12 protein-coding genes are annotated in these 12,944 nt (G+C 73.5%); 7 read left to right on the top strand and 5 right to left on the bottom strand.

Translation table 11 applies throughout. The annotated features are described in order from the left end of the window. Nucleotides 1–14: 14 nt before the first annotated feature. The 5 genes from Sri02f_RS05180 (at nucleotide 15) to Sri02f_RS05200 (ending at nucleotide 4,621) form a co-directional block, all read left to right on the top strand. Complete coding sequence (locus Sri02f_RS05180) at nucleotides 15–1,262, top strand: NAD(P)/FAD-dependent oxidoreductase (protein WP_108999882.1); 1,248 nt, start codon at nucleotides 15–17, stop codon at nucleotides 1,260–1,262. Nucleotides 1,263–1,337: 75 nt separating this feature from the next. Beyond that, nucleotides 1,338–1,703 (top strand): Rv2175c family DNA-binding protein, encoded by a 366-nt coding sequence (locus Sri02f_RS05185; RefSeq protein ID WP_108999883.1) that lies wholly within the window; start codon nucleotides 1,338–1,340, stop codon nucleotides 1,701–1,703. Between the two features lie 76 nt (nucleotides 1,704–1,779). Beyond that, nucleotides 1,780–2,427 (top strand): thiamine phosphate synthase, encoded by a 648-nt coding sequence (gene thiE / locus Sri02f_RS05190; protein ID WP_108999884.1) that lies wholly within the window; start codon nucleotides 1,780–1,782, stop codon nucleotides 2,425–2,427. Between the two features lie 191 nt (nucleotides 2,428–2,618). After that, nucleotides 2,619–3,542 carry a methylenetetrahydrofolate reductase [NAD(P)H] gene (metF, locus tag Sri02f_RS05195; protein WP_108999885.1) on the top strand — a complete coding sequence of 308 codons (924 nt, stop codon included), beginning with the start codon at nucleotides 2,619–2,621 and terminating at the stop codon, nucleotides 3,540–3,542. 56 nt (nucleotides 3,543–3,598) lie between these two features. Beyond that, complete coding sequence (locus tag Sri02f_RS05200) at nucleotides 3,599–4,621, top strand: SCO2102 family sporulation regulator (RefSeq protein ID WP_108999886.1); 1,023 nt, start codon at nucleotides 3,599–3,601, stop codon at nucleotides 4,619–4,621. A gap of 60 nt (nucleotides 4,622–4,681) precedes the next feature. Here Sri02f_RS05200 and Sri02f_RS05205 read toward each other — a convergent pair whose 3' ends face one another. From Sri02f_RS05205 to Sri02f_RS05225, 5 genes are all read right to left on the bottom strand, one after another. Then, complete coding sequence (locus Sri02f_RS05205) at nucleotides 4,682–6,154, bottom strand: phytoene desaturase family protein (RefSeq protein ID WP_109000192.1); 1,473 nt, start codon at nucleotides 6,152–6,154, stop codon at nucleotides 4,682–4,684. A 38-nt stretch (nucleotides 6,155–6,192) separates the two neighbouring features. Continuing rightward, entirely contained in the window at nucleotides 6,193–6,810 is a 618-nt protein-coding gene (locus Sri02f_RS05210; protein ID WP_108999887.1) for a DUF4126 domain-containing protein, read from the bottom strand. A 424-nt stretch (nucleotides 6,811–7,234) separates the two neighbouring features. Further along, a complete protein-coding gene (locus Sri02f_RS05215) occupies nucleotides 7,235–7,861 on the bottom strand; it encodes a TetR/AcrR family transcriptional regulator (protein WP_108999888.1) in 627 nt (208 codons plus the stop codon). 44 nt (nucleotides 7,862–7,905) lie between these two features. After that, nucleotides 7,906–9,990 carry a YhgE/Pip family protein gene (locus Sri02f_RS05220; protein ID WP_108999889.1) on the bottom strand — a complete coding sequence of 695 codons (2,085 nt, stop codon included), beginning with the start codon at nucleotides 9,988–9,990 and terminating at the stop codon, nucleotides 7,906–7,908. Continuing rightward, on the bottom strand, nucleotides 9,962–10,873 hold the full coding sequence (locus Sri02f_RS05225) for an ATP-binding cassette domain-containing protein (RefSeq protein WP_108999890.1): 912 nt from the start codon (nucleotides 10,871–10,873) through the stop codon (nucleotides 9,962–9,964). Before Sri02f_RS05225 ends, Sri02f_RS05220 begins: the two co-directional genes overlap by 29 nt. Before the next feature lie 174 nt (nucleotides 10,874–11,047). On the opposite strand from Sri02f_RS05225, the gene Sri02f_RS05230 reads away from it, so the two are divergent. Then, nucleotides 11,048–11,620, top strand: coding sequence for an SAV_6107 family HEPN domain-containing protein (locus Sri02f_RS05230; protein ID WP_108999891.1), 573 nt, complete (start codon nucleotides 11,048–11,050; stop codon nucleotides 11,618–11,620). Between the two features lie 354 nt (nucleotides 11,621–11,974). Beyond that, on the top strand, nucleotides 11,975–12,802 hold the full coding sequence (locus tag Sri02f_RS05235; protein ID WP_167467488.1) for a class I SAM-dependent methyltransferase: 828 nt from the start codon (nucleotides 11,975–11,977) through the stop codon (nucleotides 12,800–12,802). Nucleotides 12,803–12,944: the final 142 nt, after the last annotated feature.

Genomic DNA, 12,944 nt, shown 5'->3' on the forward strand with positions numbered 1-12,944 from the left:
AGTTGTCTAAGGTGATGCAGGTGAGCGAGCAGAGGCAGGAAGAAGGCAGGCCGGGCGGGCGCCGCGTGGTGGTCGTCGGCGCGGGCATGGCCGGGGTGCAGACGGCGGTGGCCCTGCGCGAACTGGGCTTCGACGGCCGGGTCACGCTGATAGGCGCCGAACCCCATCAGCCCTACGACCGACCGCCGCTGTCCAAGGCCGTGCTGCTCGGCAAGGCCGAGGGATCCGCCCTGGACGTCGACTTCGACGGCCTCGGCATCGAGCTGGAACTCGGCCGCGAGGTCCTCGGCCTGCGCCCGGCCGACCGCGAGCTGGACACCGAGCGCGGACCCGTCCCCTACGACGTCCTCGTCCTCGCCACCGGCGCCGAGCCGATCCGGCTGCCCGGCGCGGAGGGCGTGCCCGGCGTGCACCTGCTGCGCACCCTGGACGACGCCGAACGCCTGCGGCCCGTCCTCGCCGGCCGGCACGACGTCGTGGTCGTCGGCGCGGGCTGGATCGGCGCGGAGTTCGCCACGGCCGCGCGGGAGGCCGGCTGCGAGGTCACCGTGGTCGAGGCCGCCGACCGGCCGCTGGCCGGCGCGCTGCCCGCCGAGGTCGCCGCCCCGATGGCCGCCTGGTACGCCGACAGCGGCATCGCTCTGCGCACCCGCGCGCGGGTGGAGCGCGTCGAGTCCGGCGCGGTGGTCCTCGACGACGGCTCTCGGCTGCCCGCCGACGCCGTCGTGGTCGGCATCGGCGCCCGCCCCGCCACCGCCTGGCTGGCCGGCTCCGGCGTCGAGCTCGGCGCGCACCACGAGATCGTGGCCGACGCCGGTCTGCGCACCTCCCGGCCGGACGTGTACGCGGTCGGCGACTGCGCCTCCTTCCCGTCCGCCCGGTACGGCGAGCGCCTCCTCGTCCACCACTGGGACAACGCGCTCCAGGGGCCGCGCACGGTCGCGGCGAACATCGTGGGCGAGGCCACCGACGAACCCGCGGCCGTCTACGACCCCGTCCCGTACTTCTGGTCCGAGCAGTTCGGCCGCTTCGTCCAGTACGCCGGACACCACGCGGACGCCGACGGCGCCGTGTGGCGCGGCGACCCCTCCGGGCCGGCGTGGACGGTCTGCTGGCTGCGCGAGGACCGGCTCGTCGCCCTGCTGGCCGTGGGCCGGCCCCGCGATCTCGCCCAGGGCCGACGGCTGATCGAGGCGGGCACTCCCATGAATCCCCGGCTCCTCGCGGATCCGGCGAGGCCGCTGAAGGCCGCGACCGCCTGAGCCCGGGGGCTCGGTCGGACCCGGTCGGACCGGCCCGGCTTCCGACTGTCAGCGGCAGATGGCAGGCTTGTTCCCGTGACCGAGATTGACGCAAAGACCGATGCTCTCGTCCCCGCCTGGCTCACCGTGCCCGACATCGCGGAGATGCTCGATGTCGACGTGATCCGCGTGCGGCAGCTGATCAAGGACGGGCAGCTCATCGCCGTGCGCCGTGGCGAGAACCGCGCGCTGCACATCCCCGCCGCCTTCATCGACGGGGACAAGGTGGTGAAGGGCCTGGCCGGGACCCTGACCCTGCTGCGGGACGACGGCTTCAAGGACGAAGAGATGCTGGAATGGCTCTTCACCCCGGACCCGAGCCTGCCTGGCACGCCGGCGCAGGCCCTGAGTGAGAATCGCGGCACGGAGGTGAAGCGCCGCGCCCAGGCGCTCGCCGTCTGACCTGCGGATTCGAATCGACACCCGGCGTACGGGGGCGCACCCGGCCCCGTACGCCACCACCCTGGGGGGACTTCGTATGCCCGACACCGCCCGACCGTCGCTGTCCGGAGCACGGCTGTATCTGTGCACGGACGCCCGCACCCGTCAGGGCGACCTCCCGGAGTTCCTCGACGCCGTCCTCGCGGGCGGCGTCGACATCGTCCAGCTGCGGGACAAGGGCATGGAGGCGGCCGAGGAGCTGGAGCACCTGCGGGTGTTCGCCGACGCCTGCGCCCGGCACGGCAAACTGCTGGCGGTCAACGACCGCGCGGACGTGGCCCACGCCGCCGGCGCCGACGTGCTCCACCTCGGACAGGGCGACCTGCCCGTCCCCGCCGCCCGCGCCGTCCTCGGCGACGGCGTCCTCGTGGGCCGCTCCACGCACTCGGCGGCGGAGGCGGAGGCCGCCGCCGTCCAGGAGGGCGTGGACTACTTCTGCACCGGCCCGTGCTGGCCCACCCCCACCAAGCCCGGCCGCCACGCGCCCGGCCTGGACCTGGTGCGGCACACGGCGTCCCTCGGCGCCGACCGCCCCTGGTTCGCCATCGGCGGCATCGACCTCGGCAACCTCGACGAGGTGCTGGCGGCGGGCGCCCGCCGGGTCGTCGTGGTCCGGGCGATCACGCAGGCGGACGATCCGGGCGCTGCGGCGGCGGAGTTCGCCAAACGCCTGAGCGAGGGGTAGCCCGGCCGCGCCTGCTCGCGGTGCCCGCTCTCCTGCTCTCCTGCTCTCCTGCTCTCCTGCTCTCCCGGTCTCCGGCCGCTTGGCCGTGCCGTCCTCGTACGATTGTCCAAGGGGTGGACAACAACTCGACAATCCGGGCAAATTTCCCGCATCCGGTTGGGTGACCGCCCGCCCCTGGCTAACCTGCCGGTATGGCCCTAGGAACCGCATCCACCAGGACGGACCGCGCGCGCACCGTGCGCGACATCCTGGCGACCGGCAAGACGACGTACTCGTTCGAGTTCTACGCGCCGAAGACGCCGAAGGGTGAGCGGAGCCTGTGGGACGCGCTGCGCAGGGTCGAGGCGGTCGCTCCCGACTTCGTCTCCGTGACCTACGGCGCCGGCGGGTCCACCCGTGCCACCACGGTCAAGGAGACCCAGCAGATCGTCGTCGACACCACCCTGACGCCGGTCGCGCACCTCACCGCCGTGGACCACTCCGTCGCCGAGCTGCGCAACATCATCGGCCAGTACGCCGACGCCGGGATCCGCAACATGCTCGCCGTGCGCGGTGACCCGCCCGGCGACCCGATGGGCCCCTGGGTGCCCCACCCGCAGGGCCTCACGTACGCCGCCGAACTCGTGCGGCTCATCAAGGAGTCCGGCGACTTCTGCGTGGGCGTCGCCGCCTTCCCCGAGATGCACCCGCGCTCCGACGAGTGGGACCTGGACGTGTCGCACTTCGTCGACAAGTGCCGGGCCGGCGCCGACTACGCCATCACGCAGATGTTCTTCGAGCCCGACTCCTATCTGCGGCTGCGCGACCGGGTCGCGGCGGCCGGCTGTGTGACTCCGGTCATCCCCGAGGTCCTTCCGGTGACGAGCGTGAAGATGCTGGAACGCCTGCCCAAGCTCAGCAACGCCCGCTTCCCGGCCGCCCTGAAAGAGCGGATCCTCACAGCCAAAGACGATCCGGCCGCTGTACGCTCCATTGGCATCGACTTCGCCACGGAGTTCTGCGCACGGCTGCTGGCCGAGGGAGTGCCCGGACTGCACTTCATCACGCTCAACAACTCCACGGCGACGCTGGAAATCTACGAGAACCTGGGCCTGCACCATCCGCCGCAGGCCTAGACCGGTCGCACCCACATACGACACACTGCGTAGCGGCCACTGGGAGAGGGGCGTACATGGGCTGGACGGTCCTCTACATCGCGTTCGGCATTGTCGCGCTGTGGCTGCTCGGCGAGGTTCTGCTGCAGTACAAGGCCCGGCTGCGCTGGCGGCTGCTGGCCTTCGTCGGCTTCCTCGGCGTCGTCCTCGGTGTCCTGATCCCGTCGGTCGTCGTCATCGCGCTGGGCGCGGCCGCCTTCGCGGTCGGCCAGACCTACGTCACCCTGTCGTTCCGCCGCGGCTTCGCCGAGGGCTGGGCCTTCCGCCGCGCGGACACGGAGGGCGACGGCGCCCCGGTCGTCAAGCGCCGCCGCGGCAAGGCCGAGCGACAGGACCCCACCCTGGAGGTCTCCGGCCTGGAGTCGGCCGAGGCCGGCTTCGACTCCGGCGCGCCCCACGGCGACGACGTCGCGTTCGGCGGCCAGGACAAGAACGCCTTCGGCGACAAGAGCGACTACGGCGACGACGACTTCGACCGCGACGACGTCTTCACCCCCGCACCGCGCTCCTTCGATCCGGCGGCCGCCGGGGCCTCCTCCGTCTACGAGCCGCAGCCCCTGCCGGACGACACCGGCTCCTACGGCATATACAGCGACACCGCGTACGCGGGTGCGAACGGCCAGGGCCAGTCCCAGGGACAGCCCCAGGACCAGTACGCCACGGCCGCCCAGGGCGCGGACCAGAACTACGGCTACGACACCTACGCCGGGTACCACCAACAGCAGTACGGCTACGACGCCACGGGCGAGCAGCAGTACGCCGCCTACTCCGACCCGTACATCGGCACCCAGACCTACGGCGGCGGCTCCTACGACGCCGGCTACGGCCAGCAGCAGTACGGTCAACAGGGCTACGGGCAGGACCAGTACGGCACGGGCGGCTACGGGGAGACCCCGGCCGGCGGGGTCTGGGTCCCGCAGCAGCGCAACACCGACGACCCGTTGGGCGGCGAACTCCCGCCCGAGCAGCAGTACCCGTACCAGGGCGACGGGCAGCAGCCCGGCCAGGGCAACGGATACGACGAGCAGTATCGGTTCTGACGGCCGCGTTCGCACCGGCGCCCGCCCGCAGGGCCCCGCGCCCGGCGGGCCGTCCCGGCCTCACCGCGAGCCGCGGAACTCCGGTCCCTCCACGATCAGTCCGGACACCAGCGTGCCCGACATGCCCGCGTGCGGAAGGCCGCCGCCGGGGTGCGACCAGCCGCCGACGGTGAACAGGCCCTCCAGCCCGGTGGAGTTGCCGGGATGCAGCAGCCGCCCCCCGGCCGCGGCCAGCGCGGGCGCGGGGACGGACCCGCCCACCGCGCCGGTCTCCCGCGCGATGTCGGCAGGGGTGCGCACCTCGCGCCACAGGACGCGCTCGCGCAGCCCGGGCACGGCCCGCTCGGCGACCGCGAGCAACGCGTCCACGCCCGCGTCGGACACCTGCGCCCCGGCGGGGACCACGGCGCTGAGCGTGACCGGCTCATGGTCGCCGTCGGGCGCCAGCCGGACGTCGTCGGGCCGCAGCACCGTGACCGTCGGCCGCGCCGGCACGGAAGGCGTCGGACCGAACAGGCTCTCCAACTCCGCCTCCCGGTCCGGCGCGTGCACCACCGTCCGGTGCGCGACGCCCTGCGGCCGGGGGCCGCGCAGCGCCAGCAGCACGGTCAGCCGGCTCGGCAGCCCCCGCTGAGGCGCGACCTCGCCCTCTCCGAGGGCGGGAAGGCCGCCGAAGCCGCCCGGCGCGAGAACGAAGTCCGCCTCCGCCACCGTGCCGTCGGCGAGCTCCACGCCCGCCGCCCGGCCGTCCTTGTCCAGGATCCGCGCGACCTCGGCGCCGAAGACGAACTCGACCCGGCGGGCCAGACAGCGCTCGTACACCGCGCGGGCCAGCTCCCGCAGCCCCCCGCGCACGTACCACGTGCCGAAGGCATGCTCCATGTAGGGCAGGACGGCCGCGCTCGCCGGGGTGGTCCGGGGATCCAGGCCGTACGCGAGCGCGTGGCCCTCCAGCAGCGCGGCGAGCCGGGGATCGCGCAGCTCCCAGGCGCCGACCTCGGCCAGGGTGGCGGCCTGACGGGTGCGCAGCAGACGCTTGTGGGGGACCGCCGGATAGGGCTCGCGGTCGGCGAGGACCGACCAGTTCGGCCACAGCGGTTCCTCCAGGAGCGGGCGCCGGGTGCGGTCCCAGGCCTCGCGGGCACGCACCAGGAAGTCGCCCCAGCGCTGCCCGGCCCGCGCGCCGAGTGCGTCGTCCAGCGCGGAGACGACCCCCGCGCGCGAGGCGTTCGGCAGGGACACCTCGGCGCCGTCGGCGAACACGTGCCGTGCGGAGGGGTCGACCTGGACCAGCTCGACGCAGGACTCCAGCGGCTCCTTGCCGGTCTTGACGAACAGGTCACGGTAGACCGCGGGCAGCGGGAGCAGCGTCGGGCCGGTGTCGAACACGAACCCGTCCCGCTCGAAGCGGCGCACCGCTCCGCCGTACGTCTGCGTCCGCTCGTACACCGTCACCCGGTGGCCCGCCACGGCCAGCCGGGCGGCCGCCGTCAGCGCGCCCATCCCGGCGCCGATCACCGCAATTGCTGCCATGCCCGTGACTGTAGCGGCCGCCACCGACAGTGACGTGATCAGCCCGGGGGCGGCGGCCACGAGGGCGCGCCGAGCCGGCGTTCCTCGCGCCGCTGCGCCCTGCGCCGCAGGAACCGGCGGATGCGTGAGACGAGGAAGTACAAGGCCAGCAGCCCGGTCAGCAGCAGGGCCCCCGCGACGACCGAGGCGGCCACCGGGTGGAAGACCGCGAACGTGACGATCCCGGCGACCCCGAGATCCTCCGCCAGGCTCACCACGATGTTGCTGAAGGGCTCCGGGGAGGTGTTGACCGCCATCCGGGCGCCCGCCTTCACGGCATGGCTGGCGAGCGCCGTCGAACCGCCGAGAGCCGCGGCGGCCGCGTCGGAGAGCGAACCGCTCTGTCCGGCGAGCAGCGCGCCGACCCAGGCGCCGGCCACCGGCCGGACCACGGTGTGCGCCATGTCCCACGCCGTGTCCACGTACGGGATCTTGTCGGCGACCGCCTCGCACAGGAACAGGACGGCCGCGACGGCGAGGACCTCGGGGCGCTGCAACGTCTGCGGGACGTCGTCGCTCACGCCGGTCGCGCCGAAGACGCCGAGCAGGAGCACCACCGCGTAGGCGTTGACGCCGCTGGCCCAGCCGCTGGTGAACACGAGAGGGAGTACGGACACGGACGCGATCGTAACCAGTGGGCGGCCCGGCGTCCTGGGGATGAGCACGCAGACCTGAGTACCCGTACTCAGGGGAGGAGTTGAGTACGCGCGCGGATGGGGTGCGAGCTGCGCGGACGGGAGAGTGGAGGCACGGAGAAGGGGCGCGGCTCCGGTACCGGCGACACGGGGTGCCGGAACGGGGCGGCCCTCGATCCGCTCCTTCCGCCGGCCGGCCGGCTCGGCGGGAGCGAGACACGGGGGGATCCCCGGGGGAACGACCGCACGGGGGAAGCACGGGGGAAGCACGGGGGAAGCACGGGGGAACGACGGGGGAGGGAACGGGGGAACGGGGGAGCACGCGCAAGCGCCGGCTCGAGGCGGCCCACGGGGGACGTGGCCGTCACGGACCGGCGTTTGCGCGTCCACGCGCGCGTGGGCCGCGCTAGGGTCGACCGCTCACCCGCCCCTGCAACAGCCGGGACAGCGCCGAGTGGACGTCGTCCAGGGACCGCTCGGGCTGGAAGGCCTGCCAGTCCAGGGCGGCCACCAGCACCATGCCGACCAGCGCGGCCGCGGTCAGCTGCACGTCGATCTCGGCGCTGAACTCGCCGTTGTCCACGCCCTCGCGCAGCACTCCCTCGACGACGGCCACCGCCTGCTGCCGCACGACCATGAGCGTGGACTGCCAGGCCCGGTTGGTGCGCCACAGCTCGGCCACGTACAGCTGCGTGAAGGACGGGTAGCGGTCCATGAAGACCAGTCCGGCGCGGATCATCGCGTCCAGCGCGTCGACCTTGCTTCCGCCGTTTCGCGCCGTGTCCTCTACGGCCTCCCGCAGCGAGGCGGTGAGCAGGCCCACGCCGTGCCTCAGCAGCTCCTCGAAGAGGACCGACTTGCTCGCGAAGTTGTAGTAGACCGTGCCCTTGGCCACGCCGGCGCGCTCGGCGATCTCGTCCACGGTGGTGGCGGAGAAGCCCTGCTCGGCGATGAGGGTGACGGCCGCCTCGTAGAGCTTCTGCCGGGTGGCCTCGCGGCGGGTGCGGCCGCCCGGGGCGGTGCTGCTTTCCATGGTCCTGATTGTCACAGGAACGCGGCCCCCCGGACGCCCGATCGTCACAGGGTCAGCTCCGGGTGCAGCCGGTCCAGGGTCCACACCTGGCGCCGGTGCGCCGACAGGGCGGTCAGCGCCAGGGCGCCCGCGGTGAACGCGACGAGCACCGCGCACGCCTGCCACACCGGTCCCAGGCCGCCGCCGCTGATGAGCCTCCTGAGCGCCTCGACGACGTAACTCATCGGCAGATAGGGATGGACGGCGTTGAAGAACCCGGGGCTGGTCTGCACCGGATAGGTGCCGCCGGCGGACGTCAGCTGGAGCATCAGCAGCGCCAGGACGAGGATCCGGCCCGCCGCTCCGAAGCGCGCGTTCAGCCACTGCACGAGAGCCGCGAAGCACGCCGCGACCAGGAACAGGAAGCCCACGGTGCCGGCCGCGCGGTCCATCTCCAGGCCGATCGCCCAGTGCAGCACGGCCATCAGCGCCGTCGTCTGCAGCACCCCGACCGCGACCACCGGCAGCCAGCCGGCCAGCGCGATCCGCCATGCCGGGGCGCCCGCGGCGAGCGCGCGCCGGTTCATCGGCGCGATCAGCATGTACGCCACCATCGCGCCCACCCACAGCGACAACGGGATGAAGTACGGAGCGAATCCGGTGCCGTAGTTGGGCGCCTTGTGCTGGTCGTGGGAGGCGAGCTGGACCGGGTCGGCCATGACGGCGGTGCGCGCGTCGCGCTGCCGGGCGTCGTAGTCGGGAATCCGTCCGGCGCCGTCGTGCAGACCGTCGGCGAGCTTGCCGGAGCCGTCGGACAGCTTGAACATGCCGCCGTTGAGGTCCTGGGCGCCCGTCTCCAGCTTGCCGACGCCCGCGTCCAGGTTCTCGGAACCCGTCTTGGCGTTGCCGAGCCCGGCGTTGATCTTCTTGGCGCCCTTGGCGACCTTCGCGGCCCCGGTGTTCAGCGCGTTGACCTGGGACACGGCGGCGTCGAGGTCCTCGGAGAGATGCGGGGCGTTGTCGGCGAGGGCCTGGGCCTGCTTCCGCAGGGCGGTGAGGTTCGTGCGGAGCGTCGTCAGGTCGCCGTCCTGGTCGGCGACCAGGGTGTTGACGTCGTCGGCGACCTTCGCCACGTCGGCGGCCGCGTCCCTGGCCCTCTTCAGGTCGGCGCACGCGGGATCGGGCAGCACCGGCGTCTCACAGCGCGCCTTGTACACGGCGGCGAGCGTGTCCGAGGCCGTGTGGGCGCCGGTGGCGGCCGTCGGGGCGGCCTTCACCAGGGTGTCCAGGTTGTCGTGGATCACCTTCGAGGAGTCCGCGACCAGTCGGGCGGTGTCGCCGATGGCCTTCTCGTTGGTCTTGACGAAGGGTCCCAGGTCGCCGGCGACCCCGTTGACCTTGTCGGCGAGCTTCTGCGTGCCGTCCGCGACCTTCTGGGACCCGTCCTGGAGGCTGTCGGCGCCCTTGTCGAGTTTCTTCAGCCCCTTCGCCAGCTTGCCGCTGCCGTCCTTGGCGTTGCCGAGGCCGTCCGCGAGGTCCTTGGAGCCCTGCTCGGCCTTCCCGATGCCGCCGGTGAGGTCGTCGGCGCCGTCGGCGGCCTTCGCGGTCGCGCCGTGGATGTCGGAGAAGGAGACGAAGATCTTGTCCAGGAAGGACCGGGAGGCCTTCGTGGACGCGGCCCTGCGCACCTCGCTGAAGACCGTGCGCGAGATCTGCCCGACGATGTAGTTGTTCGCGTCGTTGGTGCGCACCTGGAGCGCGCTCGTCTCGGGGGAGTCGCCCGAGCTGGAGGCGATCCGCCGGCTGAAGTCGGCCGGCATGGTGAGCGACAGGTAGTACCTGCCGTCCTCCACGCCCGCGCGTGCCTCGGCGGAGCTCACCTCGCGCCAGTCGAAGACCTTGCTCTCGCGCAGGTTCTCGGTGATGTCGTCCCCGGCGGTGATCTTCTTGCCCCCGGCGGTCGCCCCCCGGTCGTCGTTGACCAGCGCCACCGGGATGCGGTCGAGCCGGCCGTAGGGGTCCCAGAAGGACCACAGGTACAGCGCGCCGTACAGCAGGGGCAGCAGCAGAAGCGCGACGAGGGCGGCCCGGGGGAGCCTGCCCCGGGCGAAGCGCCTGAGCTCAAGCGTGGCGAGTCTCGGCGAGCGCATCGGGCTCCTCCTCTTCCCTCGGGCCGGCCTCCGGTGCGGCGTGCGGCGCCGCGTCCGGTTCGGCTTCCTGTTCGTCCTGCGGTGCGGCTTCCGTCCGGTCCTTCGGTACGGCTTCCGCGCCGTCCTGCGGTCCGGTTCCCCGGGCCGCTCGCCGGTCCTCCTCCGGGGCGGCCGGCCGATCGCCGGACGGGAGGGTGTCCGCGCCGGTGGTGACCCTGACGGCGCCCTCGGGCGCCTCGGCGCACACCGCCAGGACCGTCGTCCCCGCCTCGGCGAGGGAGCCGAGCAGCGCCCAGACCTCCGCCCGCTCGGCCTGCGTCAGCTTCAGGTCGACGTCGTCGACGCCGAGCAGCCGGGGCCGTCCGACGAGCGCCAACGCCACCGACAGCCGCAGCGCCTCGATCCGCTCCAGATCGCGCACGGCCGTCCGCGAGCCCTTGGGCAGGGCCTCGCGGTCGAGTCCGGCGGCGTCGAGCGCGGCGTCGGTCTGCAGTTCCGCCTCGGCCGCCCGGTCCGCGCGCGGCCGCAGCAAGTCGCGCAGGGAGCCGCCGAACCGCCGCTGCAGCAGGGCCCGTTCGCGCAGATGCTCCCCCACGGTCAGGGCCGGTTCGAGATCGGTCACACCGGGTACGTGCGCGAGTGCGGCGATGCGACGCACGGCCGTCAGCTGCTTGGGCAGCCGTGCCCCGCCCACGGTCGCCGTCCCCTCGGTGGCCTTCATCCGCCCGGTGAGGGCGAGCAGCAGGCTCGTGCGACCGGAGCCCGAGGGCCCTTCGATCGCGATCAGCGAGCCGGGCTCCGCATCGACGGCGACGTCGCGGAACGCCCAGCCGCGAGGGCCTCGGAGACCGAGGCCGTCGGCTGTGACACCGACTCCGTCCACTGGTTCCCCCTGGAATCCACGTTTTTGAACTGACTGGTCAGTGCAAAAACTAGCCCGAACCTTCGATCGAAGCAAAAGCCCAGGTCGGAACGGATTGTCAGTGGCATACCGCACGATGGGGGCATACGGCAGCCCGTATCGGACGTGCCGTCACACGACGACAGGAGGTTCGTCATGGCCCCCTACCACGCAGCCGCCGCACACCGGCGCCGCGCCACCGGCCCTGCCCCCTCACTGAACGGCCCCGCGAGCGACGTGCACCCCGTGCTGCGCCGCACCACGGCCCCGCCCGCCGCCCTCGACCTGCTCGCCCAGGCCCGCGCCGGGCTGGACGAGGCGGCCGTCCTCGAAACCCCCAACGAGCGTTACGCCACAGCTCATCTGGCGGCCCTGCGCACCGCGGCCGCCGTGCTCGCCGCCCGGGGCCGCCCGGAGCCCTCGCCCCGCCGCCGGGCCCGTATCCGCAGCGCCTGGGAGGTGCTTCCCGAGATAGCGCCCGAACTCACCGAGTGGAGCGCGCTGTTCGCCTCCGGGGCCCGGCGCCGGGCCCGGGCCGAGGCCGGCATCCAGGGCGCGGCCAACCGCCGGGACGCCGACGATCTGATCCGCGACGTGGCGATGTTCCTGCGTCTCGTCGAGCGGATGCTGGTGCTCCAGCCGGTCCTGCCGCAGCCGCGTCAGCAGGAGGGCGGCTCGGGCGGCCCGGGCGGCCCGGCAGCGGGCCGCGACCTCCCGGACGCGGGCTGACATGGCCCCGCGGCCCTGCTCACGTGCGTCGGCCCGGCCCACCGGTCCGGCCTTTCGGCGAGGTCCGCCGACACGGTGCGCCGCCGGAGTGCGCGGGCGTGACCGGTCGAACGGGCGGGCGTGACCGTGCCCGGTGGGCGGGTGTGACCGGCCGGAGGAGCGGGCGTGGCCGGCCGGGGGTGCGCAGGCCGGTCGCGTGACCGGGCGGGACGCCGGAGGCAATAGGGTGGAAGGCGCCTGAAGTCTTCCCTCCGTCCGTCCGTCCGCCCGCACGCCGGTCCGGACCGGCTCGGGGAGGGCAGCCCGTTCGCTCCGCCGCGCAAGAGGCGGTGCCGCGCCGAGGAGTCAACTGCCGTGTCGGACCCGATGCGCCCGCCCGTCTCCCACCCCGGCCCCCAGCCGACGCCGTCACGCTCCGGGCCCGCCCGGTCCCGTGCCTCGCTGCGTACGGCCGTGGTCTGGGAGGTTCTGCGCGACGCTCTCGAACGCCGAGTCAAGGCGACCGGCCACGAGTCGCTGGACGTCCTGGACACCGGGGGCGGCAGCGGCAACTTCGCGGTGCCCGTGGCTCTCCTCGGGCACCGGGTCACGGTCGTCGACCCCAGCCCCAACGCGCTGTTCGCCCTGGAACGGCGCACCGCCGAGGCCGGCGTGGCCGACCGGGTGAAGGGCGTCCAGGGCGATGTCCACGGCCTGTTCGACGTGGTCGAGCGCGGCGGCTACGACGCCGTCCTGTGCCACGGCGTCCTGGAGTACGTCGACGACCCGGCCGAGGGCGTCCGCAACGCGGTCGCCGCGCTGCGCGCCGAGGGCGTCCTCAGCCTCCTCGCCGCCGGACTCGGCGGCGCGGTGCTCGCGCGCGCCCTCGCGGGCCACTTCACCGAGGCCCGCCACGCGCTCACCGCGCCCGACGGCCGCTGGGGCGAGGGCGACCCCGTGCCGCGCCGCTTCACCGCCGGGCAGCTCACCGACCTCGTCGAGGGCGCGGGTCTCACGGTGGGGGCCGTCCACGGCGTGCGGGTCTTCGCCGACCTGGTGCCCGGCGTCCTCGTGGACACCGAGCCCGGAGCGCTGGAGGCCCTGCTGAAGCTGGAGGAGGCCGCCGCCGAACTCCCCGCGTTCCACTCGGTCGCCACCCAGCTGCATGTGCTGGGTGAGGCACGGGGGGCCGACGGGAGCTGAGCGCCTCCTGGTACGTACCGCTGATCAGGGGCTTGGCAGCGCATGGAGTACGCCACAGGCCCCCCGTTCGGCCGCTGTGCGCCGTATGATCGAGGGAGACCGCCCGGCATGACGGGCCGGCTGCCGGGGAATGAAATCCTCA

Source organism: Streptomyces rishiriensis, from assembly GCF_003112535.1.
Taxonomy (GTDB): Bacteria; Actinomycetota; Actinomycetes; order Streptomycetales; family Streptomycetaceae; genus Streptomyces; species Streptomyces rishiriensis.

Bases quoted from the DNA above. Each gene is read 5' to 3' on its own strand.
- Sri02f_RS05200 (WP_108999886.1), top strand. From the start codon at position 3,599: ATGGGCTGGACGGTCCTCTACATCGCGTTCGGCATTGTCGCGCTGTGG.
- thiE (WP_108999884.1), top strand. From the start codon at position 1,780: ATGCCCGACACCGCCCGACCGTCGCTGTCCGGAGCACGGCTGTATCTG.
- Sri02f_RS05220 (WP_108999889.1), bottom strand. From the start codon at position 9,990: ATGCGCTCGCCGAGACTCGCCACGCTTGAGCTCAGGCGCTTCGCCCGG.
- Sri02f_RS05215 (WP_108999888.1), bottom strand. From the start codon at position 7,861: ATGGAAAGCAGCACCGCCCCGGGCGGCCGCACCCGCCGCGAGGCCACC.
- Sri02f_RS05205 (WP_109000192.1), bottom strand. From the start codon at position 6,154: ATGGCAGCAATTGCGGTGATCGGCGCCGGGATGGGCGCGCTGACGGCG.
- metF (WP_108999885.1), top strand. From the start codon at position 2,619: ATGGCCCTAGGAACCGCATCCACCAGGACGGACCGCGCGCGCACCGTG.
- Sri02f_RS05230 (WP_108999891.1), top strand. From the start codon at position 11,048: ATGGCCCCCTACCACGCAGCCGCCGCACACCGGCGCCGCGCCACCGGC.
- Sri02f_RS05180 (WP_108999882.1), top strand. From the start codon at position 15: ATGCAGGTGAGCGAGCAGAGGCAGGAAGAAGGCAGGCCGGGCGGGCGC.